The following is a 26,326-nucleotide window of genomic DNA, read 5'->3' as shown; positions in this document are numbered from 1 at the left end:
GCCCAAGGCATAGGGTCTGCCATAAGAAAGGAGACCCCTTTCCTGACAGTCTCCATACCTTCATGCACCCGGTCAGTGGTTTGCGATATCGTCGAGGTGACCAATAATGGACTCGAGATCAGCGAGGGCTTCGAGTTGTGATTGCGCGGACATTGCCCACGCGGTCATGTCCAGGGAACGCAAAAGGTCTGCGTCGTCATGTATTCCCGGGATCAGGTAATAAACGGAGACGGACAGTCCTTCGGCAATGCGATAAACCGTTTCAAGGCTCGGATTTCTCAGCCCTGCTTCAATCAGGCTCAGGCTGGTCAGGGAAACGTGTGATTTATGGGCGATCTGGCTCGCTGTTGCCCCCTGAAGCGTCCTGAAGATCTGAATCCTGCGCCCAAATATCTCGAGGAGGTCCTGCCGCTCCCCCGAGGTGAAGGCAACACTGTGTGAATAATGATCGATCGGCAATCTGGCCGGTATTTCCGGCAGGTTAAACGTCTTGGAAATATTGCCGATAATGTCGCGTAATTTCTGGATTGCCAGATTGTAGTCCGAACACTGCTTCATGGTTTTTTTCAGCTGCGTGGCGGATGCCACCAGATCCAGATGGGCAAACCATGTTCCTTCCGGTGCACCTTGCGGAAGAATATCGCGCGGATCTATCTCAAACACCCGTAGCAGCGCCGATAATGTTTCCAGGGAAACCGGACGACCTGCTTCGATGCTCCGTATGACCGATACATTCAACCGTGCCAGTTTGGCGAGGTGCACCTGCGTCCAGTCAAGCGCCGTCCGCCTGTCATAAATGATTTCCCCGATGTCTTTATATAATTGGCCGGATGCAAATAAAGCCTCGGCTTGCACCTTGCCATTGTCATGGGACATTTTCGTTTACTCTCACGGCGGGCGTTTTCCTCAGCAAAAGAAACTTCCAACATCCAGAAGATATCGACTGGCCGCGTCCTGATAGGGGATCAGCCGTGACGGAACGTCATGATAGTCGAGTTGGAGCCCGCAAAAAAGGTGTCTGAGGTCGCAAAGGCCGCTGCTTTGGTCAGGAGAGCTTGATGGAGACACTCATATGCCTGTTATGCCTGCCGTGGTTATGGCGCTGGCCTCTGGCCCCATATCTGTCACACCTGCCGCGTTTCATCTGGTCCAGACGACCTCTCCGGAAACTCCCTCCCAGCCGGCGTTGACGTCGCCCTCAATGGGGACGACCGGCGGGGAGACCTTACCCTCACCGAAAGACGCTGGTCAGGATAGTCCGGGCGTATTGCCGGGCACTGGTACGGATCCTCGAACATCCGGGAATGTTCCAGCCCGTCGATATTTCCATATCGCCAGTGGATACGGAAAGCAGGTTCCACTTGGCTTCGCCATACGCCAGATCGTTCCGCATGGGGTGCGCGTCGTGTTCGCGGCGGACGTGGACACCAGCGTTCCTGTTGACTGGCAGGGCGGCCGGGAATGGAACAAGGTTCTGGCGACCACGGTAGCCCAGGCGGGCGACGTCATTGATGTCGGCCATAATAAAGTCGCGGTCCGACGTCGAATTCGCTGACCGGTCGCATGATGGCCCGACACCTTCGTCGTAATCACCCGAGGAAGGTTCCATGAACAAGCCCTCATCCGTCCGGAAATCCGGATCTCCTTCCCCGATGCCCAATGTCGCCCTTGCGCTGAATGCGCTCGGCGAGATCTGGCGCATCAGGGGCGGAGAGGATGTCATCGCGATGTTGGACAATGATATGACAGCGAGGACGGCCTGGCACGCCATCCTCTCTGGTGTCGCGTCGCCTGAATGGCCTGATCTGGTCAACTCCCTTGACGCGCTGATCCCCTATCTGCGCGGCCGCAGGGACCTGTTGTCGGCGGGCAGCCCTTTTGGACGGGGCGTGATCTCGGAAAGCAGGCGCCAGGCGCTTCATCGCCTTCTTGCTCCGGAAAGGATTGCCCTGCTGGAGGCTGTGACGCGTCCGGCTACACGTCAGGAGGCCGCATGATCCGTCTGCGCTTCCGTGTCCTGTTGTCAGTGGCTGCCGCTCTTGTATCGATACAGGGGCATGCGCAGACCACGTCGTCAGCCGCGTCTGGTGCCACGACATCTACGGGAAGCGTCGGCTGTGCTGCCCTGACCCAGGCGGCGGCAACAGCCGTAAACGAACGCGTCCAGGCCAACGACGCCTATGAAAAGCAGCCGGATAGCGTCAACGGCCTGTCCTGCCTCAGCAATTTTTTCAACGGCACCGGACTGAATCTCATCACGAACGGCCTTGACCCAGCAGCCCTCCTGCAGGCCGTCGAGGGCCAGATAGGTGGCCAGGTCTGTCAGGCCGCACAGGCTGCATGGGGGAACGCCATGGGGTCGACCCAATGTGGACTCAGTCTGTCGGGCGTTAACCTGGGGCTCGGTTTTGGCTCGAGTAGCGGACTCATGTGCCCGAGCCTGAGTTTCGGTGGTGGTGGGCCGCCAATTGCGACCACCATTGCGGGAACGTCGAGCGGTGCGACTGACCTGTATATCAACGGATCTCCCCAGCTTCCGACTGGATACAGCCTGAGCAATCTCGTGGACGGAGTATTCTGATGCGCAGGCTGCAGATGGTTGCCATTGGTGCCGCTTCGTGTGTCTGCGTGCTGGCAGTCACGCCGCGTCCGGCATACGCGCTTTTCAGCGATGCTGCTGTCGTTGCGGCGATCAAGCTTCTCCAGGCGTTCACGGGCAACGCCCTCAATACGATGACGAAAAACCTGACGGACAGCATCGATTCAAATCTCAGTAGCCTTACAAACCCGAATTCCGTTGCGTCTCTCCTGACGAAGGGTTTCACGCAGGTTGCCAATTACGCGAAAGCCCAGGTCGGTGCCCAGTCGCAACTCATGGATGCCCAGGACGCGGCGATGGCCGGATTTCTAAGGCGTCAGCAGGAAACCGGAATCCGGGACGAGCATATGATGAATCCGGAATTCTGCGCGGGCCTTGATGCCCAGCAGTCCACCGTGGCCGCGTCCAAGGCGGCTCGATCCGCGGTGTATGCCATCGCGACCGTAAGCGATCCGCGTGGTGAGGCAGGTCAGGGGACGCCCTCCTATTACGGCAAGTCACAGGGCACGGATGCGAACATGTCCCTGCACCTCAAGCGCTACTGTTCATCCGACGACGTGGCGCAGGGGCTCTGCTCTTCCGTGTCCCGGCTGCCGAACGCCGACCAGCGTGCCGCCAGCCTGTTCGGCGCCGATACCCTGTCTGCGGATGGCGCAGTGGATGCCGCCAATGATTATGCGACCACGCTCATCCAGCCGGTAGCGCCGGCGGCCCTGCGTGGCGAGCAGCTGTCCAGCCTTCGGGGACGTGAAGCCGCAACCCGGCGCCGGTCGTACAACAGTCGTATGTCTCTTGCCCGCTGGGTCACGGGCTACGTCACATCTCTTGGTGTTCCGTCTGTCGCGCTCACGCGGGACCAGAAGGCTGAAATGACGGCCGAGGGGCTCACGCCGCTCGACAAGGCGTCGTGGCTGCAGGCCATGGCGCTGGAAGTCAATCGCAGGGTCTCCAGCGTAAGCTGGAACGCCTCGCTCCAGGCAATGCCTCCCGCGTCGGTCATGCGCGAAGTTGCCACCGAGATGGCGCAGTCCAATTACCTTGCGCTGCAGAACTATCGTCTCGGACTCTACCTCGCGACCATGGGAGCTGCCCGGGTCGCACAGGAAGAAGAGGTCGCCTTCAAGGACGGCCTGACACCGATGCCTTCCCCCACGATCAATCCCTAGAGGTTTGCCATGTCTGAGGCCCAGCAGAAAACCGGCGATATCGAGGATGTGCTGAAAACCCTTGATCGCGTGCAGTCCGAATACAGGAAGCAGGCACCCGGGCAGGCCGCCGCATATGATCGGCTGCGGCAGGAATCCCGCGAGCCTGACGTCCATAATGATCCCGGCTTCCGTACGCGCGTCGCATACGCCGTGCAGGATGTAGAGCGTCTTTTGGGACCGACGTTGAACGATGATCATCCGCTTCATGCTGAGATGACGGAGCGCGCGGCGCATTACCCAGGTCTGAACGAACCTATGGTTGCCGCCATGATGCGTGAAACGCATCGCCTTCAGCAGCCAGAGGTAAACGCGATCCGGACACTTGCCAGCGAACTGGTTGAAGGACGTCAGGATCCGGACCACCCGGACATCGCGCACACCATCGAGAACCTGAGGGCGACCGTCTTTCCCGAACCAGGGCGCCAGCCAGCACCAGGGCATGACCATGCTGCCGGGTCTGCGCACGATGAGAAAGGTCAGGCGGACAAAACCCGAGGAATGGCGTCGCCCGGGGAGGGCGCTCCGCCTGGACCGGAGCAGTCGGCCAGCAGCCAGCCTGGACAGACCCATACGACGGATCCTCCGAAGGACTTTCGAGAGAAACAGACAGGTCCGGCAAAAGATGCGCCGGAAAGCCGATCGACGATGGATGGCAACGGCACAAAGGAAAAGGCGGCAGCGAACACACGGGAAACGAACGCGGCGGCCAGGGATCAGGAGGACGTCAAGGTTATTCGCGGTGGCGGCTTTGCCCGCCTAGCAGAAGCGATTGCCTCGCGCATTGATAGCCAGCCTGCGAGCCCGGCATCATCGTGGATGGAAAAGGCCGCCGATTTCAGCACCCGGCTGCACAACGCGCGTGACGAAAAGAGCCTGGAGGCGACCGAACGTCTGGGAAAGCAGGCGGTGGAGGCCCTGCGTGACCTCAGGGAGCGGCCAGCTTCCTCGATAATGGCGGCGATCTCAGATGCAGGAAAGGGCGACCCTGACGGTGTTGCCGGTGTGTTGTCGGAGATGAAGGCCGGTGGCCGGTATGCCGATCTGCATAGCCAGTTTGTGACGGAGAAACAGAATAACCAGGCGTTCGCGGCGCAACTGGAGAATGTCACCAGCAGGCTCGAAGCCTACGGAAAGGGAAGGGAAGCCGCCGAGGCAACAGGCCAGCGCATGGGAATGTCCGGCAGTGTGACGCAGCGCTTCACCCAGATCGATGCCGAGATTGGCAGGACTGCTGCCGAAGTGCCCGGAAAAAAAGAGGGGGCCAGTGCGCTGGAAGACATGAGCGAGAAAGTCCGCGAGATGATGCACAAGGCTGTGACTGCGGTCACGGACTTCATGACGCGGATGAATCCCGGTCCCACCGCCAGTCCTGCGCCGTGACTGTGCTGCTGGAGGACAAACCATGACGCCCTTTCGTCGCCCTGTATTCGCCATCCTGCCACTCCTGTTACTGTCGGCTCTTACCGTGTCCGCTGCAGCGCAGACGGTTGTTGCGACCGGTTCGGGAGATGCAGCCAGCAGCACGGGCTATAACGTGACATGGGACCTGCTTGATCCGGGCAGTGACTGGGCGGCGCAGGTCATCCGGTCTGTATTCCCGGTTTTCGGGCAGGATACGGGCGCGCCCAGCATCGGCAACGAGGCGACCGTCATAGGAACCATGATCGGGTGGTTCTCCGGGTTCGTCATGGCATTTGCGATGGCGGTCGTAAGCTATATCTACTTCATGAACATCCACCGGGGTGCAGAAACAGCACAACTCCTTGGTAACAACCAGACCAGCATGTCGATCGTGCGGATCGGGATTGCGGCCATCCTGATGTGGCCGCTTCCGACAACCGGCTTCAATGCGGCGCAGGCCGTTGTCGTGCAGGGCTCGCTTTGGGGCATCGGTATGGCGAAGGTCGTCTATGACAAGGCGAAGCAAGCAATCGGACCAGACGGCAAGGTCATCGCACAGCCCCTTATCCCCGGCACAAAAGGGATTGTGACCGGTCTTGTGAAAAATGAGTTCTGCCGGGCCATTATTAACATTGCTGCGAATAACACGAACCTGATTGCGGCCCCGACCGGGCAGACCGTCCTGTCCGTGACCGGCGGGAAGATGGGAATCATCAACTATTCTTACAATATGGCAGCCGGCGCAGGAGACGGGACACCAGTTTGCGGGGCCGTAAGTCTGCAGGCGCCCAATACTGACGCAGTGAATCTGGCTGGTTTCCAGGTCGACCAGGCGGGTATGCAAAAACAGGTTCTTGATTCCGTGATCCTTGTCGACATTCGCAGCCAGGTTGCGCAGGTCGCGCAGAATTACTGGCAGACGAAAACGACAGCGTCCCTGGCCCCACTCATGACCATCATCGTCAATGCCACCAACGATTATGCGTCGCGTCTCACGACGCAGGCGGCACAACTGCGCTCGAAGCTTCAGGACACGGTCAACAATCAGACGCTAGCGCTCCACCAATGGGGGATTTCGACGAACGGAGATGCGGTCAACACCAGCAACCAGATGGATAATCTCGGGTGGACTGGCGCAGGAGCCTACTATCTCGAATTCGCGCGCCTCAATGGCCAGACCCTGTCTCTCATGACCGCAACGCCAACCATCACTACGCCATCCTATTCCGGTCTCGGAAACTATCTTGCCTCGGACATTGCGCCCCTGGTGCAGTCTGCGGACACCTTTATGGAGAACATCGACAGCATGGTTGCGACGCAGGACGGCGTGACCGCGCCAGGCGGGAATGCTGACCTGTACACGGGCGCAATACCGGGTGGAGACGGTGCGGGAGTGCTCGACCAGCTGTTCCGCGCCCTGCACCTGAACGATTACGCCCTGCAGATCGTGACCGGATTTATCGAGCCGTCCGGGACGAACGGCTACTGGACCGATCCGTTTGGCAATCTCATGTCACTTGGAAACTGGATGATCACGACTGCCCTTCTCACGATGGGCACTGCGTCGGTTCTTTCTTCTACGGCCGGGACCGTTGGTATCGGCGTGCTGTCGCTTCTGAGCGGGAATCCAGAAGGCGCCGTTGCGGCCGGGGCCGGGCACGCGCTGATGCACTTTTTTGGCGCGCCGATTATCGGCGGCTGTTTCGCCATGCTTATGCCAGGCCTCACCATCGCCTATGTCATCCCGATGATCCCGTTTGTCATGTGGATGTTTGCCGTGGCGGGATGGTTCATCATGGTCTGTGAGTCCGTGATTGCGGCACCTCTGTGGATGCTCGCGCATATGACCATGAACGGGGAAGGGCTGCACGGTCATGCAAAACAGGGTTATGCCCTTCTGTTCAATGTCATCTTCCGGCCGGTGCTGATGCTGTTCGGGCTTTTCCTCGGATATTTTATATTTGATTCAGTGTCGTGGCTGATCCACATGTGTTTCGGCATTGCGGCCGGACTGGTGCTGTCAAACGGTTGGATTGTCAGCAACTTCCTCGGCATGATTGTTCTGGTCAGCCTCTTTGTCATGATTCACGTCACCCTGGCGTTCATTTCATTCAGGATGATCTCGATCCTGCCCCAGCGGGTTCCCGCCATGATCGGATTTGGTGACGTGGACCGGGTCGATATCGACCAGTTCAGCAGAGACGCCGCCGTTGTCGGTATGGCGGGCACGTTGCTCTCGATTCAGCAGTCTCTCGCACGAAATAAAGCAGATAACCAGAATGGGCCGGGACAAGGCAACGGTGGCATATCTTCTGGTGCTCGGGCTCTAATAAGTGATACAACAATGAAAAAGAGCGTCTGACTTTAGGGTCAGGAGGAACTGAGATGTCGAACTATGGTGGCCTGAGCGGGGCTGCAGCGTTCATGTTGGGACGTGCATCGCACCAGTACGAACAGACGCTGGGAAACTCCATACAACGTGCGCTTTACGGCCGACGGTCTGCGCGACCGACAGAAGCCGATGAACTCGCTGGCCTGCTTTCGCAGATGACAAGTTTACTGCGACAGAAGAACGCGGAATCTGACAGACTTGAGGAGCATCTGCTCAGATCCAGGGAATATGCTTCTGGTCTGGAGGCTCAGATCAAAGGCCTGAAAGACGCTCTCGCTCTTGCAGATGCAGCAACTGCGCGGCAGGTAGCTCAACTCAAGGCTGCTGGGGACCGAGAGGAACGCCTGGCGTGCGATCTTGCGGCAGCCCACGACAAATACCATCGACTTAGCAATGATCATACAATGCTGAAGACCAAAGCCGAGAACATGGAACGACGCATTCGAGGTTATCTCTCCATGGAAGACGAATGGAGAAAGCGGCAGCCCTAGTCGCAAGATCCTTGGTCAGGATGGTCTCCTCTACGCGGGAGACCATTCGTGAAACATTTCATTCTGCCTCTTGTCCTCTCCCCCTGGCTTGCGGCATGCAGCGCTGGCAACGTGTCATCCGCTGCCCATGTGCATGGCCCAAAGGCTCCCCCCACCAGGCATGCGCGTTACGATCCGCACGCTGCATACGGATCGACACGTGTAATCTGGACACCCCCTACGTACGATCGCGCCAGTACGATCGTCCGGCCTGATGATTCACGGGCGATGTCGGGGCGCGAGGATTACGAACATGCCTCCTGGGCAACAGGCGCCCAGGGCGGCGACAAGAACGCGCCTCCCGGCACGTTCTGAGTGCTCCACCGATCCTATCTATCTATTCACCAGCGTAATGCAGATGGACTTGCGGTTACGGCCTGCGTGGAATGAGGCTGTCGGCGGTGCCGACAAATTGGCGAGCGGAACCCAGGCGGCGTTCGCGGATCTGCCAGTTGAGCCACGCGTTCTGAAACGCCACGAGTGTCAGAAATGTCCAGAAGGGCGCGAATTCCAGCGCAGCGAGGAGTTGGCTGCCCTTCCAGTGGGAAAGGAGCATTTCTCCGGTCCAGCCAAGCACCAGAACAACAGCGAGCATACTGGCAGCAAGCGCCCGCCTGTATGTCTCATGCTGTCTCTGATCGAGTAAGATCTCCACAACGCAGGGTTCGACGCCGTATTCGGCAGCGATCGCGGCGATATCAATAGGGGTACCGTCTGGCGCCCGCGGGCCCTGCATACCGGCTTTAGGCTTCAGTAATGCCTTCCCGAGGGCTTCAATCAGCGCGGCATTCCTCGTTACATCGGACCAGGCGACCAATGTACGTGGATCGCCAATCACCACGCGGGCCACCTTGCGCGTTCTTTCAAAAAAACGCCGCGGGCCGGTCTGGTCCTGTCGTGTCTTCATTGCGAGACCGAGGTGAGAAATGTGGCGACATCCGTGGGAACGCCGTCGAGCCGGCCGGTCCCGCCATTGCGGTGCATCCAGACGAACGTTGGTGTCCCTGTGAGCCCTATCTGCCGTGCAATCCGGGTATTACGGGCAAGCTTCTCCCCACTATCCGGTTCAGGTGCAGCCAATCCCGGGTTTAGACGACCGTTGACCCACGCTTGTGCCATCTCGTTTGCCGGGAGCGATAGCATGGCTCTCGCATTGACGGTACTGGCGCCGTTATCCTCGTAATCAAGCAATGACAGCGGGACTATTTTCAGGCGAACTTTCCCCGCATCGATTGCGGGCTGAAGGATATGCATCGCCTTCATCGAGTAAATGCATTGCGGGTCTATGAACGTGATGACTTCCGGGGCTGAAGGTATCCCTATAAGGCCTCCCGAGAGCCCCTGGAGCTCGGACTGTTCGTTAGCGTTGGATGAAGCGCCAGAGATACTGATTTCTGGGACGGCTCCAGGAATGCCCCTGATCTGGTCTTTCGTGATGTCCTGTCCAGCGGCACCCCACATCCGGGCCGCGACTGCCGCCTTGCCATCCGGGGTCGCATAGACGACCTGAAAACGGTTATCCGCCCGAACAAACATTCCCCTGATGCCATCGACCGGTGCGAGATCGTGGGCGCGCGATCCGGCCAGGGAACGTAGGGTGTCGTATGGTACCGGGATCAGCGTCCCGCTAAGCACGATCGCATGGCTTTCCGGAGCGAAAAAGACGAGGAGTTCGTTCCGGGTATGGGCGATGCCAGCTTCGAACCCGTGGAGATCGGGTAATTTTTCGATGTTGGCCCCTGCGATGCCAAGATGGGCGACTGCATCGGTCCTATCTTTATCATTGTGTTCCAGGGGCGGCCCTATGGTATCGCTCCTGGACTCAATCGGAGTAGACACAGAGCATTGCTGTCCTCGCGCTGGCGCGTGCATGAGCAGGAGAAATGGCAACACGTAGAAACTGCGCATGGCGGACTCCGGACAATACCTATGTCCTGTACGCCCTGATCATGCGACTGCGATTAAAAAATCATGCCTCTTCGTTCCCCCTTTCTCGAGACAGGGGATTTTCAAAAGGGGGGGTGATCGGGGAGAGAATAAACGTCTCTCCTGCTTCGCTTCCTAACTCCTCGACCGACATCTCGCTTATCATTTTTACAAGAATATCAACGCGGAGTTGCAAATAATGGGAATTCGGGTGGTCGTCTTTCAACTGACGGCCTTTTTCGTGGCAAAGCACCAGAATGGGGTGCAATGATCTTGCCTGCTCACGCCTGGCAGTTGATGTTTTCACTGGAGAAGCAATGTATTCAATATTGCATCTCAGCGCTAAAATCGCCTGAACCAGCGTCAGACATAGCTGTCCGGATTGTTCGTCATCGATAAGCTCGAAACGCGAGCGAAGTTCATCAAACTTCATGTCATCCTCACACGGATCAAGACGAACACACTGAAGCAACGCAGTGCACGGTTGCCATGTTTCTTACGGAGCGCTGGAGCGGCATAACTCGATATACTTTGCTATTATTGACGATTTTCGTCGTGATTTAATCTGGTCACTTAGCTCCACGGACTCATGATCAGGCTGCTCAATCTACACGATTCCGTCTTGTTGTAACGTATATCTCATTATTGTTACCGAGTGTATCGTCTATGTTCTGCGGGCAACGCATGTTCGAAACATCCAGAGTGCTCTCTGGCTGATCGATTGACACTCACGCCTGAGTGGCGAGAAAAAGGGTCTTCTACGTCATCTTCCGACCGGGTCATGGCTTGAGGCAACCACCAATGTGCTGGATGATTGACGTATCGGAAGACATCCGCATCGTACCATCCGACCTATAGATCGCAGGCAATGATCCATGCATGCTCCACGCGGCGTTGCAAAAGGCTGAAAGGAGTTCAGAATATCTGTACTTGAATAATAGATCATGTTAGCATCATGCGATGCGCAGGACCAATATGACATCCAGAAGATCAAGGAGCGCCGTTCCCCCAGGGAAAACAATACAGCTTGGACTGTTCCCGTTATCTGTCCAGTTGCGTCGTATTCAACCCAGTTTCAATGAGTGGCGGTATTACGGACTGTCAGTTCAGCCCGACCTGTTCGGTGGTGCTGCGCTTGTTCGTAACTGGGGCAGGATCGGGACAGCTGGCACCCAGCGCGTGGATCTCTATGCCGACGAGGGCGCCGCGGTGAATGCTCTGACCGCGATGATCCGTTATCGCCTGAAACGCGGCTATATCGTTACACAGCCATGACTGGCTGCATTACCTGCAGGGGTAGCCCGCTGTGATCATCAGGCAGGTGATAGAGATAAATACTGTATCCGCTCACCACGTCATGGAAAATTCGTGTGTGGATATATTCGGACTAAAAAACTTATCATCGACATTGGGGTGAGCCGTAGTTTTTGTGAAAGGCCCGTTGCATAAGCCAGTTTACGCCGTCTGATAGCGTAATCAGGGGCAGGCTCCGCCGCATACAATTTGCGTAAAACTTGATGTTCATGGTGCGATGTGATCGATGTATGCAACGTACCGCAATATATAATTCAGCTTTCGATACGCCATATTTTGCCGATTGCATATAGACTTACACTCCGGCAATGTTATTCGGTAAAAATATAGCGGAGAGGCTTTATCATGGACCAATCAGACGACCTATCCCCGGCAATTGTAATTGCCATGAGCGACATAGTGGCAGCGCATCTCGGCAATACCAATACCTCTCTGCCGACAGAACATGTCCCGGCGTTTATCCGCGATGTCTACGCTGCTATCCGCGAAACAACACCGGCCACAGAGAAAAACAGCAGCATTCCTGCCCAGCAGCCTGCAGTTCCAGTCGGGCAGTCGGTGTTTCCTGACCACATCGTCTGTCTGGAAGATGGCAAAAAACTCAAAATGCTCAAGCGTCACCTGCAGACAAGGTACGGAATGACGCCAACGCAATACCGGGAGAAGTGGCAGCTTCCTATGGATTATCCCATGGTTGCTCCGGAGTATGCCAAAATGCGAGCGACTCTGGCGCGAGACGCGGGTCTCGGACGTAAGGTTTTGGTGCCCCAGACCGCTCCCGTGGACGAAGCAACCGCAGCACCTTCTGTCGATAGTGCGACGAAAGAAGTGTTGATCGACACTGCTGAGGCTGTATTACCCCCCAAAAAAACGATTTCGAAGCGATCCAGGTCGTCGGCAACTGAAACCGGATCTTCCGCGGCATCGCCAAAGAAAACGCCGGGTTCCAAGACTTCAGCGAGACCGCGTGCGGTACGGAAGACCGGCACGAAAGCAAAAGGGGCCAAGGTCTGACTGATCAGCCCGGCCTATCCGGCTTTGTCATAAGGCAGCCAGGCATCACCCGAACGTCAGGATGATCAGATGATGAATGTTCATGAGGAAGATGTTCGAGTTATCATTGCGCCAGTTCGCGCCACACTGCTCAAACTGGAAGATCTCGTCGCCGGGATTACCGATCTGAACGGGCATGATGAAATTGACTTTGGACAGTCTGTAGGTGACGAAAGCTGGTGAACACCAAATCGCAGGTCACGTGGGTTCCGGACTGCGGCGACATTGTCTGGTTGGAATTTGATCCCTCAGCCGGGGCGGAAACGGGCTGTGCATCGGCCTGCGGTGCTTCTCAGTCCTGCAAGTTATAATGCCAAAGCGGGGATGACGCTTTGCTGCCCCATGACCACTAGAGGGTGTTATGTACTTTCGTTCCTGATTGGTGCAGTAATGAGGGATGGCACCCGCACGCAAACCGTATCCCTCTGATGTATCAGACGAAGAATGGTCTCTGGTCGTTCCGTATCTGGTCCTGATGCGAGAGGACGCGGAACAGCGGCGGCATGATCTGCGCGAACTGTTCAACGGGTTGCGCTACGTGATCCGCTACGGGATTGCCTGGCGCGCGATGCCAAACGATCTGCCGCCGTGGTCGGCGGTTTATCAGCAGTCTCGTCGTTGGATGGATGCCGGCTGCTTCGAGACGCTGGCCTGCGATCTACGTGCCGTCTTGCGCATGGCTTCTGGTCGCCTGCCGGACCCCACTGCAGCCATCCTCGACAGCCGGACATTACGTTCGACACCCGAGAGCGGGCCTCGCGCCGGTTACGACGGGGCCAAACGCAAACGGGGCTCGAAGCTGCATATGGCTGTGGATACGCTGGGCCACCTGCTGGCCCTGCATGTCACGCCAGCCAATCGGGATGATCGCGCCGAGGTCGGACGCCTCGCCGCTGCCATTCAGGAGGCCACTGACGAAAGCGTCGAACTGGCCTATGTCGATCAGGGATATACGGGCTCAAAACCAGACGAGGCGGCTCGCACGCACGGTATCGCACTCGAAGTCGTCAAGTTGCCCGAAGCCAAGCGCGGCTTTGTCCTGCTGCCGCGCCGGTGGGTCGTCGAGCGGTCTTTCGCATGGGCCACACGATGCCGCAGGCTCGTCAAGGACTACGAGCGTTACGCTTCAACCCTCGCAAGTCTCCATGTCGTCGCTTTCGCATGTTTCATGCTCAGAAACGCCGCTATACTCGCTCAAGGTGCATAACACCCTCTAAAATCAAAGGCTATCCGTTTGAAGTAGCCGTAGTAGTAAAACCCGCCAGTGTGGTCCTCTCTGATCAGGTGAGAAGTCTGGACTGGCGGATGCGGAACGCGAAGCTCAAAGGAAAGGTCTCGGCAAAGGAAATTGAGGCAGTTCGTCAGCATGCCAGATTACTGGCTGGCCGAGGAAAACAGGGAAGCCCGAACATTTCAATGTATTCAAACATGTCCTGCCGGACTTCTTAATATGTGGTGTAGGTTCGACGCTCCATGCGCTTGTCTGATGAGCGATCAACCACGTTCTACGCCGACATACAGGGCAACGTTGGCCTCTGCGCCAGAAAACGGAAACATGAGATGTGCAGCACAGCCGAACAGGGTCACGTTCGGTTGCGGCTGCCAGCACATTCCTGGCGGTAGGTTGCTATACGTTAGCAATGGCACCGGGCTGTGGTCGGGTTTTGTAATCTAATTGGGCAGGGGTGTGAAATCACCTGTTTCAGTCTGGGTGCGGGGTGAGTCTGGAGCCTTATCCTGACGCCGATGAGCGTTCAAAACGCCGGGTACCGGCTAGACGAGCCATCAGCCCGCATATGAGTGCGGCTGCACAACGCGGGCCTATGTATGATACCGGTGATCGGGTTGAAAAAGGCAGAGCTGGGTACCGAGGGCACGACAGCATCATGTCCGTCCGTAGCAAGGAACTTTAACAGATGCTCAAATCCGAGATACGAGCCTAGCCAGCTGTGGCAGAGCAGCACAAGTGGGCAAGACGCCACGCCTTCGGTGGGTATTATTGACAGCCAGTCGGTTAAAACCGCTACAACAGCGGCCGCTGTGGTTATGACGCGAGCAAAAAAAATCAAGGGTCGCGAGCGGCATATCTCGACCGACACGCTGTGTCATGTCGTGGCAGCTGTCGTGCATCCCGCCGACATTCAGGATCATAACGGTGCGCCGCCGGCAGCAACCAAAATACGCTCATTGTTCGCTTGGCTGCGCCATCTGATTGGTGAGGGTGGATATGCTGGCGAGAAGTTGCGTGGTGTGCTGGTCGAACGTGGCCGACGGACGATCGAGATCGTCAAGCGCAGCGATCGGGCTGAAGGCTTCATCATCATGCCGAAACGCTGGATCGTGGAGCGTCGCTTCGTATGGCTCGGACGCTGCCGCCGTTTCACGAAACATGTCGAGGCACCAATCTCGTTATCCTGTGCACAGTTGATGATTGTCCATATCTGCAGGGTGCTGAGACAAATCAATCAAACCGCTTTCTAATTCAGGCTCTAACAGAGCCTTAAATTCACATATGAAATTATCGTTTACTCTAAATATAGAAATGATAATCATTTTCATAATATAAATTCTCTTTTGTAGACCGGATGTTCAGGTTCACGTCAGGTTTCTCTGTTACCGTCAGAAAGTCATCGTCGTGATGGCAGGAACTTTATGTACGCCGGGGAACAGACGCTTATTATGCAAAGGATAGTGCGGGATAGTCTGTATGCAGCCTGTATTTTCTTCCTAGGGGTGTCGGCCGCTTGGGCGGATGATGGGACAGAGGGCATATGTATGACGGTCCGGCATGGTATACGTTTGCATGTAGATGGCATGTATGGGGGTTATCCCCATTCCGTACTGCGTGACGCCGTGCTGCAGGGCGTGGCGTGCCCCTCTGATGAAGCTGAACGGCATGTCTTCGGTCTCATTGCCGACCCGCCGCCACACCTGCGTATTTCCGTTACGAGGCCCATGGGGCAGGGGCAGCAGGGGGCGATTTCGGCCCGGCTGTTCTCGCAGGGGCATTTTGTCATCGGGGAACGCATGTCCCTTTCGCCCCTGGCGCGTTCGCAGTCCCCGTTTTCGGTCACGTCCGAGATCAATCTGCTGATGGCGCGACTGTGGAGCGATTTGGCCGAACGGATCAGCCATGGTGGTCGCGCCATTCCATGATGGCCTGAAGCATGAACCGCGCCATCCCCCCCCATTGTGTCGATCGCCATGGCCTGTGCCCTGCCATGGATGGCCCTGGCCCAGGACGCCCGCCCTGGCCCATCCTTCCATGAAGCCGTCGGCATGGCCTGGGCGATCGATCCCGTCCGCACCGAACTTCAGGTCGGCCATCATTCCGCCCGCGCCCGCGCCAGCGCTGCCGGGTCATGGTTTGCCGGCGGCCCGACCCTGTCGGGTGAATACATGGATGACCACATGCTGGGCAGTAACGAAGGCTATACAACCTATCAGGGCGGCGTGTCGGTGCCGCTGTGGCTGCCGGGGCAGGGCAGCGCCACGAAACAGGTCGCCAGCGCGGAAGCCGCGTCGATTGATGAGCAGCTCAATGTCGAACACATGGCGCTGTCCATCCGGGTGCTGGACGCAGCTGCCGCCGCCCTGATTGCCCGTACCCGGATGGATGTGGCCCATGCCCTGTACGATGCGACAGCGCGCATGGCCGGCAATGCGACGCATGCGGTGCATGGTGGGGAACTGGCCTCGGTCGATGGGCAGATGGCGCAGGCGGCGATGGAGAACGCGCACAATGAACTAGCCCTGGCACAGGAGGAAGCGCAGAACGCGACTACGGCCCTGGAGGTGCTGCTGGGGCGTCCGGTTGTGCCCGACCTGAGCCGTTATGGCGGCGGCGACGTGACGCAGGCCCGTTTTGTCAGCCCGCGCGACATGGAAGACAACGATCCCCGCATAAAGGTCGCGCACCGCAATGTGGAAGCCGCCGAAGCGAACATGAAACTGGCGCGCCGTTCGTTCATGCCCAACCCGGAAATCGGCGTGGACGCCATTCATGAAAAGCAGTATGGCAGCCCGTGGGATGATCGTGTGGGCGTGAATTTCAGCATCCCCCTGCCCAGCGAGGTCCGTAACACGCCCATCATGTCCGAAGCCCGCAACCGCCTGGCCACGGCCACCAGTCAGGAAACGCAGGCGCGGCGCATGGTGCATCTGGAAATGATGCGCGTGCGTGAACGCCTGATCGCGGCCACCACGGCACGACAGGCTACCCGCAGTGCCGCAGAGAATATGGAAAAGCGGGCCCAGGCGCAGGAACGGGCCTGGCGGGTAGGCGAAGCCAGTGTGGATACGGCGCTTGCCGCCCGGCAGGCGGCCGCCAATACCCGACTGGCCAGTGCCCGGGCTGAGGTGGAGTGGCATGTCGCCAGCATCCGCATGCTGATTGCAACAGGTGTTGTGCCATGAAGCGGATTGCCTCCATCCTGTTTCTTCTCGGCCTGCCCGCCCTGCCTGCCCATGCCGGGGAGGGGGCGCTGCCCCCGATCGTGAAGCTGGACGGGGCGGCGGTTGCCAATGAAGGGGTAACCATCGTCACGGCCACGCCGGGTCGCGTGGCACCCATGCTGCCGGTCATGAGCCGGGTCATGCCCGATACGACGCGGGTCGTGCATATCCATCCCGCCGGCAGTGGCAAGGTGCTGGCAGTAATGGTACAGCCCGGAGCATCCGTGCAGCGGGGGCAGGCGCTGGTGCGCTATCAGGATCATTCCCTGCATGTTGCGCGCCTGCAGGCGGTTCAGATGCGTGCAGCGCTTGCTGCCGCCATTGCGGCCCGGACCGATGCGGCAGGCGCGGTGCAGCGGGCTAGGGCACTGGCTGGCGAGAGCATATCATTGGCCGAACTGCGCCGCAGGCAGGACGTGCTGGCACAGGCGGATGCCACCATGCGTGCACGCCAGGCGGATGTGGACACGTTGGGCCACCGTTTTGCCGAGGAGTTCAATTCATCATCGGAGCAGGACAGTCAGGGCGCGGAAGACGAAACCTCGACCCTGATCTCCCCTGTCAACGGCATGGTGCAGGTGATCGGTACGTCAGTGGCGGGTGATGTGGACCCGAGCATGGATGTGGCCACCGTCGCGGATCTGTCCAGCATATGGCTTGTCTCCGACATCCCGCCGGACCAGGCGGCGCGGATCGCACCAGGCGGCCAGCAGGTAACGCGGACGGCAGACGGCCCGTTTACATCCCGTATCGATACGGTGGACGGGATGGCCAGTTCCCTGACCGGGCTGGTCCGGGTCATAAGCCGTGTGTCAAACCCCACTGGCGCGCTGGTGCCCGGTATGGTGCTGGATTCCGCACTGGCTCAGCGTGACAGCGTGGCGGGTCTTGTCGTGCCGTCCGAAGCCATCCAGCAGATTGACGGGCGCAGCGTCGTGTTCGTGCGGGTGAACGCGACGGACTACCGGCCGGTCGTGGTCGATGTGGCACTGGATGACGGGCGGCAGGCAGTGCTGCGTTCCGGCCTGACAGAGGGCGAGCCGGTGGTGGGTCATGGTAGTTTTGCCCTGCGTTCCGTCATCGGTCTGGCCGGAATGGATGCAGACTGATGGCACATGCCTACCTTGCCACCCTGATCCGCGCGCGCATGCTGGTGCTGGGCGGTCTTGGCCTGCTGCTGGCCGCGGGCATCATGACTGTCCTGGGCCTGCCGGTGGAAGCGGTGCCGGATATTTCGCCCCGGCAGGTTCTCGTCTCGGTCGTGGCGCCGGGCCTTGCGACGGAGGAAGTGGAAAAACTCATCACCTTTCCCGTCGAGACCAGCATGACCGGAATCCCCGGCATGACTGACCTGCGTTCCGTATCGCGCGGCGGCGTCTCGGTGGTGTATGTGCAGTTTGCCGATGATACCGACATCAACCTGGACCGCACCCGCGTGAACGAGCGCATGCAGCAGGCGCGTTCAAACATATCCGTGCCCGGCATTACCGTCAGCATGGGGCCGCTGGCCACTGGCATGGGCGAAATCATGCAGTTCCAGATCCGTGGCGCGGGGCGTTCGCTCATGGAACTCAACCGCATCATGAACTGGACCGTGGTGCCGCAGATGCGTCTTGTACCCGGTGTGGTGGATGTCAACGTCAATGGCGGGGCGGAAGAAACCTATGAGGTGACGCTGGACCCCGCGCGGCTGATCGGCAGCAACCTTTCGGTAGGCGAGGTCTATCGTGCGGTGGATGCCGGCAACGCGGCATCCGGCGGCGGATGGATCACGCACCATGCCGAACAGCAGAGCGTGGTCGGACGCGGGCTGGTGGGCAGCCTTGCGGATTTTGGCAATATCGCCGTGCGGACCAACCCCGATGGCTCCGCCGTGCGGCTGCGTGACCTTGGCCGCATCACCAGGGGCGCGCGCACCCGTCTGGGGGCGGTAACGCGTGACGGGCAGGGCGAGATCGTGATCGGCGTGGTGATGATGGAAAGCGGGGCGAGTTCCAACGCAACGCTTGCCGCCATCAACCGTGCGCTGCCGGGCATACGGCAGGCTTTGCCCGCAGGCGTCACGATCGAACCCTATTACACCCGCGCCACCCTGACCGGGCAGACCATCGCCACCGTGCGTGACAACCTGGTCATGGGCGCCGTGCTGGTGGTGGGGGTGCTGGTGGTGGTGATCGGGCGCTGGCAGGCCGCCCTTGTCATTGCCTCGGTCATTCCGGTTGCCCTTGTCTGCGCGATGGCGGGCATGCGGCAGTTCGGTATCTCGGCCAACCTGCTCAGCCTTGGCGCAATCGATTTCGGCATGATTGTCGATGGTTCGCTGGTGGTGATCGAACATGTGCTGTCGCGCAGGGAGGAGGAGCCGGACGCCGAATTCATTCCGCTGGTCATCTCCTCCGTGCAGCAGGTCATGCGCCCGGTGGGGTTTGCCATACTGGTCATCATCATGGTCTATCTGCCGATCCTGACCCTGCAGGGGATCGAGGGGCACATGTTCCGCCCCATGGCGCAGACGGTCATCATGGCGCTGCTGGCGTCGCTGGCGTACTGCTTCATCTGCGTGCCCGTTCTGGCCGCCCTTGCGCTGGGGGGCGTGCGGCCTGCGGGTGATACGCGGCTGATTGCCTTCCTGCGCCGGCCCTATACCCATATGGTGACATGGGGGGAAACCCATCCACGCATCCTGTTTGGCGGTACGCTGGTGGTGCTGGCCCTTTCAGCGGGGCTTGCGATGAGGCTGGGCGGTGAGTTCATTCCCCAGCTTGATGAAGGGGCGCTGGCGGTCACCACCACGCGGCTGCCCTCGGCCTCGCTTGATACCGTGCTGGCTTCGGTCACGAAGCAGGAGCAGATCCTGCGCAGCTTCCCTGAAGTGCGCGCGGTGGTCAGCAATACCGGCACGTCCGCCATTCCCACCGACCCGATGGGCGTGAACGAGACCGACAGCTTCATCTTCCTCAACCCGCCCTCCACATGGAAAACCGCCCGCACGCAGGCGGGGCTGGTCGCCGCGATGGATGATACCCTGCGGCGCGAACTGCCCGATGCGCTGTATTCATGGAGCCAGCCGGTGCAGATGCGCATGGATGACCTGCTCTCTGGCGTGCGCACGCAGATTGCCGTCTCGATCTTTGGCGATGACCTGGCCATGCTGGCCGAGCTGGGTGATCGGGTGGTGGCGGCTATGTCCGGCGTGAAGGGGGCAGCGGACGTGGCGGCTGCGGGGGACGGCACCGTGCCGCTGATCGTGGTCGACATTGACCGCACGCAGGCTGCCAGCCGCAATGTGGCGGTGCAGGACATTCTCGATACGGTGGAGGCCATAGGCGGGCATATCGGCGCCCGGCCGGTGATCGTGGATAACGCCATCATCGGCACGCAGGTCCGCCTTGACCCCCGCGTGGCGACATCCGCCGCCGCCATTGGCGCGCTGCAGGTCCGGCGGATGGACGGGCAGGGGAATGCGATGCTGTCACAGGTGGCGCATGTGCATGAAGTCGATGGGCCGCCGCGCATAAGCCGCGACCGGGTACGCCGGCGCATGGTGGTGCAGGCCAACGTGCGCGGGCGTGACCTTGCATCATTCGTGGCCGAAGCACAGGCCCGTGTGGCGCGGGACGTAAAACTGCCTGCAGGATATAACATGCAGTGGGACGGGCAGTTCCGTAACCTGCAATCAGCTACAAGGCGGCTGGAGATCGTGCTGCCCGTTGCCCTTGGCCTGATCTTTGCGCTGCTGGTGGTGGCGTTTGGCGCGGTGCGGCCCGCGCTGCTGGTGTTCGTCAACCTGCCGGTGGCGGCAACCGGCGGCATCGTGGCGCTGACGCTGCGCGGCATGCCGTTCAGCATTTCGGCGGGGATCGGCTTCATCGCGCTGTTTGGCGTGGCGATCCTGAATGGCGTGGTGCTGGTCAGTGAGATCGCAGCCCTGCGGGCACGGGGAATGGCCGTGGCACAGGCGGCCTTTGCGGCCGCGGAATCCCGCTTCCGTCCCGTCATGGCCACAGCCCTTGTCGCCAGCCTTGGCTTTTTTCCCATGGCGTTTTCCGAAAGTGCGGGCGCGGAAGTCGAGCGCCCGCTGGCCAGTGTGGTGATCGGCGGGCTGGTCACGTCCACGTTGCTGACCCTGCTTGTGCTGCCATCACTGTATGCCCGGGTCATGCGGGAAAAGGATCAGGACTGATGCGTATCCTTATTGTCGAGGATGAATACGATCTGGGTGTGGCGGTGCAGGAGCGCGTGGGTCTGGACGGGCATGCCGTGGACTGGTTCACGACGCTGGAGGACGCGCGCGCGGCCATGGCAACGGTGGATTATGATTTCATGCTGCTCGACCTTGGCCTGCCCGATGGAAGTGGGCGCGACCTGTTGCGTGAGGTCCGTCGGACATCATCAGACATCGCCATCCTCATCACCACGGCAGAGGACCAGATCAGTGACCGTATCGCGGGTCTGTCCGAAGGGGCAGATGATTATATCGTCAAGCCCTATGACCTGAATGAACTCGTGGCACGTATTGCGGCAGTGGCCCGCCGGTATGCATCGCCGCGCAGGCACGCGCACTGCCGCGTGGGAGAGATTACGATAGACCGGGAGAACCGGTCTGTATCGCGTGATGGCGAGCGGCTGGACCTGACCGCGCGGGAATGGAGCATCATGGAACTGCTGTCGCGCAGTCCGGGCCGGATCTATTCGCGCCAGCAGATTGACACCGCGCTGTATGCGCTGGACCGGGACGTGGACAGCAATACCGTCGAGGTTTTCATCAGCCGCCTGCGGCGCAAGGTCGGCAACACGGTCATCCGGACCATACGCGGCCGTGGCTACTGCCTCGATGCAAGGGACGGCGCATGAAAAGCTGGAGCCTGTCTACCCGGATCATCAGCAGCGTACTCATGGTCGTGATACTGGGGCTGCTGATCCTCAGTGTCGCGGTAGGTGGATTTACCCGCTACGAGGTAACGGAACGGCTGGACAACTCGCTTCAGGAAGTTTCCGAGCGCCTGCAGACGGCTGTGGAGACACGACTGCATGATCCGGGTGCGGCGTCGTCCATCGCCTGGCTGCCGGAAGTCGGGCCACGCACCCTGGCCTATCAGATCGTGGATGTGACCGGGCATGTCGTGTTGCGTTCCCAGAATGCCCCGCAGGACGCATTCGAGCGCGCGTGGCGGACCGGGTTTGCTAATGTTCCGCATTTTCGCGTTTATGTCGCGTCACCCGTGGCGGAGAAATACCGCGTTCTTGTGGGGGAACCGACCTTCCACCGGCGCGAGGCCGTCCGGCGCGCGATGCTGATCTCTGTCGTGCCCATGCTGCTTTTCATGCCGGTGATCTGGTGGCTGGTGCGCCTGATCGTGCGGCGCGCCCTGCGCCCGCTGGACCTGCTGCATGACGAGATGCGCGCACGTGGCAGCGGCAACCTTCAGCCCATTCCCCCCCTTGATCTCCCTGACGAACTAGTCTCCATCCAGCGCTCGATCAATACGCTGTTGGCGCGGTTGGAGGCAGCGCTCTCTACCGAGCGCGCCTTTGCCGCAAGCGCTGCGCATGAACTGCGTAACCCGCTTGGAGCCCTTCTGGCGCAGGTACAGATGCTGGGCCGACTGATGCCGGCGGGTTCGGATACGGGCCGGCGGGTGGAGCTCATTGCCGACCGGACCCGCAGGCTGGGCCGCACGGTGGAAAAACTGCTGCAGTTTTCCCGCGCCTCGTCCGGCGTCGCTTTCCGGCGCGACCGTTTCGACCTGATGACCGTAGTGCATGTCCTTGTCGATGATCTTGGGCATAATCCGTGTGACGGGCAGGGCATTGTCATCGCGCCAGACGGGATTCACCACATATTCGTACATGGTGACATGGATGCGACCGGCATCATGTTGCGCAACCTGCTTGAAAACGCCCTGCTGCATGGAGGGCACCATATGCCCGTGCGGGTGGCCGTGCTACCAGATGGTGGAATCGACATCACCAATGACTGCCCCGCGCTGCCACCCGGCATATTCCAGCGGCTGACTAGCCCATTCGTGCGCGGCGGGACCGGTAATCATGGCAGTGGCCTGGGTCTCGCCATTGCCAGTAATATCGCTACCCAAATGGACGTTACTCTGCGCTTACGTTCCCCACTTACAGGATCTGCCAGAGGATTTGGTGTGTGTGTCACCTTTCCAAACTCGAAGGTAACCTAATTCATGACAGTAGAGGAACAGACGCGCAGGCAACTCCATTTTGCGTACTCTACTCCCCTATGTCACGAATGCCCTGCGTCACGGTTGCCTGGTACAGCAGCCCGTTGGCAATATTCTGAGAGGCTGCTTGGGAAAATCAGTCAACACGTGCCTATGGGTGGTGGGGCTGATGCCTCTTTCGCTGCGTACCGACTACGCTTTCCGTGTGTTAATCCACTTGGCGTGTAATCCTGATTCGCGTGTTACCGTCAGGAACATCACTGAGTTGCAGGGCATTTCGCACAATCATCTTGTGAAAGTTGTACAACACCTGTGTCATGCCGGGATCGTACAAGGTACCCGGGGAGGTACTGGTGGCATCCGTCTGGCTGTGTCTGCCAGAAACATCAACGTCGGTCATATTATGCGGCTCATGGAAACTGAAAAAGAATCCCCTGGTGCCTGTCACCCATCTGGCAATAACCAGTGTATACTGGGCAATGCTTGTCAGTTTCGCCATCTCATAGTACAGGCCGTTGATGCATTTATGGCATTTTCCGATGGAATGAGCTTACTGGATCTCACTAGTGGTTCAGGATAATGTGTTTGCTCACTTTTCTATCCTGGCATGATGCCTCCCTCAAACAGTTGATAGAACATTTGAAGCCGTCGATGAAAAAAATGTCACTGTAGTCATAGTGAATCTCGTGTGAAGTAAGATTCATATAATCTTCAGGTGCAAAGTTCATTTTGTTGCGGGTAATATAATGATAGCGGACGTTATTATTATTGCGGTGTTGAAAGATTTTTACCAAAGTACGGACGGCTTCTAGGCTCGGGACACATAGCCAGAACATGACGGTTGCGGTGAGACAGATGGCTGAGAAGAAGACGGTCGGGCACCTGTTGTAGCGGGTTGCAACCCGCCGCCAGCCCTTGAGCCTTCCGAATATGATCTCGACGCGATTGCGGCGTTTATATTTTCTCTTGTCGTATCTGACCGGTTTTCCGCGAGATTTCTGTCCTGAAATGCAGGGCTTTTATACCTTTTGCTTCCAGGGCGTCCCTGAACCAGTCGGCGTCATCCCCGCGATCTCCCGGCATCCATTGTGCTTCAGGAAGACTATCCAGCAGGGCAGCGGCATCGGTATAATCGCTTATCTGTCCCGCAGTCATGAAAAAGCTCAGCGGTCGCCCACTCTGGTCGGTGATCGCATGCAGCTTCGTGTTTATGCCCCTCTGGTGCGGCCGATCAAGCGACCTGGATCCCCTTTTTTAGCCGCACGCTCGAAGCCGTGCGGTGTGCCTGGAGATACGTCGCATCAGTCATGATGGTCTGGGGCTCTGCCTTTCCGGCAGCCAGACCGTCCATCATCCGGGCGCAGATCCCCATGGCGCCCCAGCGCTTCCAACGGTTTTAGAGCGTCTTATGTGGACCGTATTCCCGGGGCGCATCGCGCCAGCGCAAGCCGTTCCGATTGACAAAAATGATGCCGCTCAGCATTCGGCGGTCATCAACGCAGGCTCTACCATGGCTCTTAAAGAAAAAGGGCCGCAGACGCTCCATTTGTTCGTCCGGCAGCCAAAACAGGTCGCTCATCTCCAGTCTCCTCACAGAGCCTGAATCAGATTCCCGCACTCAAATCAATGGGTTGTTATCATAGGGGATGAAGCCAGTCTGGAAAGCACTCGGGGGCTCAACTCGCGTTCATCACCATTTTCCCATTCGACCGCGAAAGTGTGTTGCCGCCATGACACGGACGCTGCGGCTTCATGGGCTACGTGGGCGAAATGCACCGTGACATTTGCCTACCGCGCTAACTGACTACTGGCGGAGATCACCATCATGACACCCGCCACGACCATGGCGGCATGACCAATATGGTGAAACAAGCGATCATGTAGGTGCGGCAACAGGTACTTCATGATTATTGATGACAGAACCGCCGCCGCAGCAACAGCGATACCCGCAATGCTGGCCCGGGTATTCAACAGGCCGAACTCAGCGTAGAGAGCGATCTTGAGCACATGCAGCATGATTTCGTTGGCCGCGCGGGTTGCGACGATTTCTTCCTTCCGCAGACCAAGTCGATAATAAAACCCATTGAACACCAGGCCGACCGCTCCGGTAAAACCGGAAATGAAGCCGGCGGTAGCACCCAGCACGTGCAGTTCGATAGCGTGGGGCGTTTTCACAGTGACCTGGGGTGCAGGCTTGCGAAAGAGAAGGGGAAGATTGCCCATCAGGAATACGCCAAGAAGCAGCGACAGATAGGCTGGCTCCATACGGCTCAATGCCCATGCGCCCAGGGCGGCGAAGGGCAACGCGGTGGGCGCAAAATGCCGGACGATGTCCCACCAGATCGCCTGCCGGAACGAGATGATGCGCGTCGCCGAACTGGCAACTGTCCCGATCGACAGGGCGGCTGGCACCTGAGTGCCAGGCAGCACCAGCCCCAGCAGGGGCATTAGGAGCAGCCGGGCACCGCCTCCCGACACGGCGCTCAGGCCAAATGCCGCGGCTGATGCAACCAGAATCAGGGACCAGAGCAGCATGGTTTGTATGAATCCCGATTTGGATCCCTGCTCGCCGGGACCGTTGCAGGCGGCCACATCGCATGGGCGCGCGGCATCATTATTTCTGGCGAAAGCTCACGGGGATGTCAGCTTACAATGCCCCAATCTTCAGTCGTATTTGCACATCTCTAACCAGCCAGGAGGTCTGCTGTCTATGAGGCCGTGAAGGCTAGATCTCTATGGGTAATTTAACGATACACCTTACGCCAGGGTTGTTGTGAGACAAGACGATCGTGCCCCGGTGCAGTTGTACTACGGCTTTCACCATGGTAAGCCCTAGCCCGTTACCGTCATGCGTACGGCTTGTATCAAGACGGACAAAGCGGTCGAATACCCGAAGCATGGCTTCGTCCGGAATGCCTGGACCATTATCGGCTATTTCTATCGTGATGGTCTTGTCCGAAAGCATTATGGTCGCTGTGATGGTGGTCTGGTCAGGCGTATGGCGTACGGCATTCTCGATCAGGTTGGAGAATGCCTGCCGTAAAAGGACTGGATGACCGGTGACGGTAGGGCAGGCGGGAATGATTTCGGTTTCCAGGCGCTGTCCATTGTCTTCGATAACGGAGCGATACGGTTCTAGGGCCTGTTAGGGCTTGATCCAGTCTGCTGCGGCAGCGATGTGGATGACCGCGAGGAACGACGTTGCTGTTTTTTCATATCTGGTTGCGACAGCGCGCCACTCCTTGAGGCGAGCCCAGAGG

General features: G+C 58.9%; 27 protein-coding genes and 2 pseudogenes. 20 read left to right on the top strand and 9 right to left on the bottom strand.

Annotated features, from left to right (window positions below):
- Positions 1–72 precede the first annotated feature (72 nt).
- Together HNW77_RS04360 and HNW77_RS04355 are read right to left on the bottom strand one after the other, a co-directional pair.
- Positions 73–876, bottom strand: a complete 804-nt coding sequence (locus HNW77_RS04360; RefSeq protein WP_172155692.1) for a helix-turn-helix domain-containing protein — start codon at positions 874–876, stop codon at positions 73–75.
- 355 nt (positions 877–1,231) lie between these two features.
- On the bottom strand, positions 1,232–1,609 hold the full coding sequence (locus tag HNW77_RS04355; protein WP_172155691.1) for a hypothetical protein: 378 nt from the start codon (positions 1,607–1,609) through the stop codon (positions 1,232–1,234).
- On the opposite strand from HNW77_RS04355, the gene HNW77_RS04350 reads away from it, so the two are divergent.
- Genes HNW77_RS04350 through HNW77_RS04325 form a run of 6 tightly spaced genes read left to right on the top strand, consistent with a single transcriptional unit; the run spans position 1,608 to position 8,091 of the window.
- The gene (locus HNW77_RS04350) at positions 1,608–1,997 is read left to right on the top strand and encodes a hypothetical protein (RefSeq protein WP_241694290.1); all 390 of its coding nucleotides are present in this window, start codon (positions 1,608–1,610) and stop codon (positions 1,995–1,997) included. The two genes, HNW77_RS04355 and HNW77_RS04350, sit on opposite strands and share 2 nt — an antisense overlap.
- Positions 1,994–2,581 (top strand): hypothetical protein, encoded by a 588-nt coding sequence (locus HNW77_RS04345; protein ID WP_172155690.1) that lies wholly within the window; start codon positions 1,994–1,996, stop codon positions 2,579–2,581. Before HNW77_RS04350 ends, HNW77_RS04345 begins: the two co-directional genes overlap by 4 nt.
- Positions 2,581–3,765, top strand: a complete 1,185-nt coding sequence (locus tag HNW77_RS04340) for a hypothetical protein (RefSeq protein WP_007396696.1) — start codon at positions 2,581–2,583, stop codon at positions 3,763–3,765. The genes HNW77_RS04345 and HNW77_RS04340 overlap by 1 nt, the downstream gene beginning before the upstream one ends.
- A 9-nt stretch (positions 3,766–3,774) precedes the next feature.
- Complete coding sequence (locus HNW77_RS04335; RefSeq protein WP_007396697.1) at positions 3,775–5,187, top strand: hypothetical protein; 1,413 nt, start codon at positions 3,775–3,777, stop codon at positions 5,185–5,187.
- Between the two features lie 22 nt (positions 5,188–5,209).
- A complete protein-coding gene (locus tag HNW77_RS04330) occupies positions 5,210–7,570 on the top strand; it encodes a DotA/TraY family protein (RefSeq protein ID WP_039998419.1) in 2,361 nt (786 codons plus the stop codon).
- A 23-nt stretch (positions 7,571–7,593) separates the two neighbouring features.
- A complete protein-coding gene (locus HNW77_RS04325; RefSeq protein ID WP_139064262.1) occupies positions 7,594–8,091 on the top strand; it encodes a hypothetical protein in 498 nt (165 codons plus the stop codon).
- Between the two features lie 409 nt (positions 8,092–8,500).
- On the opposite strand, the gene HNW77_RS04320 is transcribed toward HNW77_RS04325, so the two are convergent.
- The 3 genes from HNW77_RS04320 to HNW77_RS04310 all read right to left on the bottom strand — a co-directional run bounded on the left by HNW77_RS04320 (position 8,501) and on the right by HNW77_RS04310 (position 10,489).
- Positions 8,501–9,037, bottom strand: coding sequence for a hypothetical protein (locus tag HNW77_RS04320; RefSeq protein ID WP_039998421.1), 537 nt, complete (start codon positions 9,035–9,037; stop codon positions 8,501–8,503).
- The gene (locus HNW77_RS04315) at positions 9,034–10,038 is read right to left on the bottom strand and encodes a hypothetical protein (RefSeq protein WP_019092077.1); all 1,005 of its coding nucleotides are present in this window, start codon (positions 10,036–10,038) and stop codon (positions 9,034–9,036) included. Before HNW77_RS04315 ends, HNW77_RS04320 begins: the two co-directional genes overlap by 4 nt.
- Before the next feature lie 61 nt (positions 10,039–10,099).
- The gene (locus HNW77_RS04310; protein WP_039998422.1) at positions 10,100–10,489 is read right to left on the bottom strand and encodes a hypothetical protein; all 390 of its coding nucleotides are present in this window, start codon (positions 10,487–10,489) and stop codon (positions 10,100–10,102) included.
- A 542-nt stretch (positions 10,490–11,031) separates the two neighbouring features.
- Here HNW77_RS04310 and HNW77_RS04305 point away from each other — a divergent pair.
- The 14 genes and pseudogenes from HNW77_RS04305 to HNW77_RS04250 all read left to right on the top strand — a co-directional run bounded on the left by HNW77_RS04305 (position 11,032) and on the right by HNW77_RS04250 (position 23,646).
- A complete protein-coding gene (locus tag HNW77_RS04305; protein WP_039998423.1) occupies positions 11,032–11,331 on the top strand; it encodes a WGR domain-containing protein in 300 nt (99 codons plus the stop codon).
- A gap of 384 nt (positions 11,332–11,715) precedes the next feature.
- Entirely contained in the window at positions 11,716–12,384 is a 669-nt protein-coding gene (locus HNW77_RS04300) for a MucR family transcriptional regulator (protein ID WP_039998424.1), read from the top strand.
- A gap of 69 nt (positions 12,385–12,453) precedes the next feature.
- Positions 12,454–12,606, top strand: a complete 153-nt coding sequence (locus tag HNW77_RS04295) for an AbrB/MazE/SpoVT family DNA-binding domain-containing protein (protein ID WP_053323998.1) — start codon at positions 12,454–12,456, stop codon at positions 12,604–12,606.
- An 87-nt stretch (positions 12,607–12,693) separates the two neighbouring features.
- On the top strand, positions 12,694–12,852 hold the full coding sequence (locus tag HNW77_RS18045) for a hypothetical protein (RefSeq protein WP_338033769.1): 159 nt from the start codon (positions 12,694–12,696) through the stop codon (positions 12,850–12,852).
- Positions 12,821–13,630: an IS5 family transposase gene (locus HNW77_RS04290; protein ID WP_171791363.1), complete on the top strand. Its 810-nt coding sequence runs from the start codon at positions 12,821–12,823 to the stop codon at positions 13,628–13,630. Before HNW77_RS18045 ends, HNW77_RS04290 begins: the two co-directional genes overlap by 32 nt.
- On the top strand, positions 13,513–13,872 hold the full coding sequence (locus HNW77_RS18040) for a type II toxin-antitoxin system PemK/MazF family toxin (protein WP_338033768.1): 360 nt from the start codon (positions 13,513–13,515) through the stop codon (positions 13,870–13,872). The genes HNW77_RS04290 and HNW77_RS18040 overlap by 118 nt, the downstream gene beginning before the upstream one ends.
- Before the next feature lie 519 nt (positions 13,873–14,391).
- Positions 14,392–14,904 (top strand): annotated as a pseudogene (locus tag HNW77_RS04285) (transposase); the annotation flags it as partial.
- 198 nt (positions 14,905–15,102) lie between these two features.
- Positions 15,103–15,579 carry a hypothetical protein gene (locus HNW77_RS04280; RefSeq protein ID WP_370664434.1) on the top strand — a complete coding sequence of 159 codons (477 nt, stop codon included), beginning with the start codon at positions 15,103–15,105 and terminating at the stop codon, positions 15,577–15,579.
- A 69-nt stretch (positions 15,580–15,648) separates the two neighbouring features.
- Entirely contained in the window at positions 15,649–16,839 is a 1,191-nt protein-coding gene (locus HNW77_RS04275) for a TolC family protein (protein WP_172155748.1), read from the top strand.
- Positions 16,836–17,987, top strand: a complete 1,152-nt coding sequence (locus HNW77_RS04270; protein ID WP_019092070.1) for an efflux RND transporter periplasmic adaptor subunit — start codon at positions 16,836–16,838, stop codon at positions 17,985–17,987. Before HNW77_RS04275 ends, HNW77_RS04270 begins: the two co-directional genes overlap by 4 nt.
- On the top strand, positions 17,987–21,061 hold the full coding sequence (locus HNW77_RS04265) for an efflux RND transporter permease subunit (RefSeq protein ID WP_172155688.1): 3,075 nt from the start codon (positions 17,987–17,989) through the stop codon (positions 21,059–21,061). The genes HNW77_RS04270 and HNW77_RS04265 overlap by 1 nt, the downstream gene beginning before the upstream one ends.
- Positions 21,061–21,732: a response regulator transcription factor gene (locus HNW77_RS04260; RefSeq protein ID WP_007396721.1), complete on the top strand. Its 672-nt coding sequence runs from the start codon at positions 21,061–21,063 to the stop codon at positions 21,730–21,732. Before HNW77_RS04265 ends, HNW77_RS04260 begins: the two co-directional genes overlap by 1 nt.
- Positions 21,729–23,066 (top strand): histidine kinase dimerization/phospho-acceptor domain-containing protein, encoded by a 1,338-nt coding sequence (locus HNW77_RS04255; protein ID WP_007396722.1) that lies wholly within the window; start codon positions 21,729–21,731, stop codon positions 23,064–23,066. Before HNW77_RS04260 ends, HNW77_RS04255 begins: the two co-directional genes overlap by 4 nt.
- A gap of 169 nt (positions 23,067–23,235) precedes the next feature.
- Complete coding sequence (locus HNW77_RS04250) at positions 23,236–23,646, top strand: RrF2 family transcriptional regulator (RefSeq protein ID WP_010511654.1); 411 nt, start codon at positions 23,236–23,238, stop codon at positions 23,644–23,646.
- Positions 23,647–23,890: 244 nt separating this feature from the next.
- On the opposite strand, the pseudogene HNW77_RS04245 reads toward HNW77_RS04250, so the two are convergent.
- The 4 genes and pseudogenes from HNW77_RS04245 to HNW77_RS04230 form a co-directional block, all read right to left on the bottom strand.
- Positions 23,891–24,645, bottom strand: a pseudogene (locus HNW77_RS04245) (IS5 family transposase); the annotation flags it as partial.
- Positions 24,646–24,854: 209 nt separating this feature from the next.
- The gene (locus HNW77_RS04240) at positions 24,855–25,601 is read right to left on the bottom strand and encodes a sulfite exporter TauE/SafE family protein (RefSeq protein ID WP_241694289.1); all 747 of its coding nucleotides are present in this window, start codon (positions 25,599–25,601) and stop codon (positions 24,855–24,857) included.
- A 190-nt stretch (positions 25,602–25,791) separates the two neighbouring features.
- Complete coding sequence (locus HNW77_RS04235) at positions 25,792–26,148, bottom strand: sensor histidine kinase (protein WP_276592069.1); 357 nt, start codon at positions 26,146–26,148, stop codon at positions 25,792–25,794.
- A 63-nt stretch (positions 26,149–26,211) separates the two neighbouring features.
- A partial coding sequence (locus tag HNW77_RS04230; RefSeq protein WP_146044241.1) for a transposase occupies positions 26,212–26,326 on the bottom strand: 115 nt, incomplete at its 5' end.

Origin of the sequence: Komagataeibacter melomenusus, from assembly GCF_013155395.1 — a bacterium.
In the GTDB taxonomy this organism is placed as follows: Bacteria; Pseudomonadota; Alphaproteobacteria; order Acetobacterales; family Acetobacteraceae; genus Komagataeibacter; species Komagataeibacter melomenusus.
Note: the sequence above shows the minus strand (reverse complement) of the source record. Positions and strands in the feature narration are given on the sequence as shown.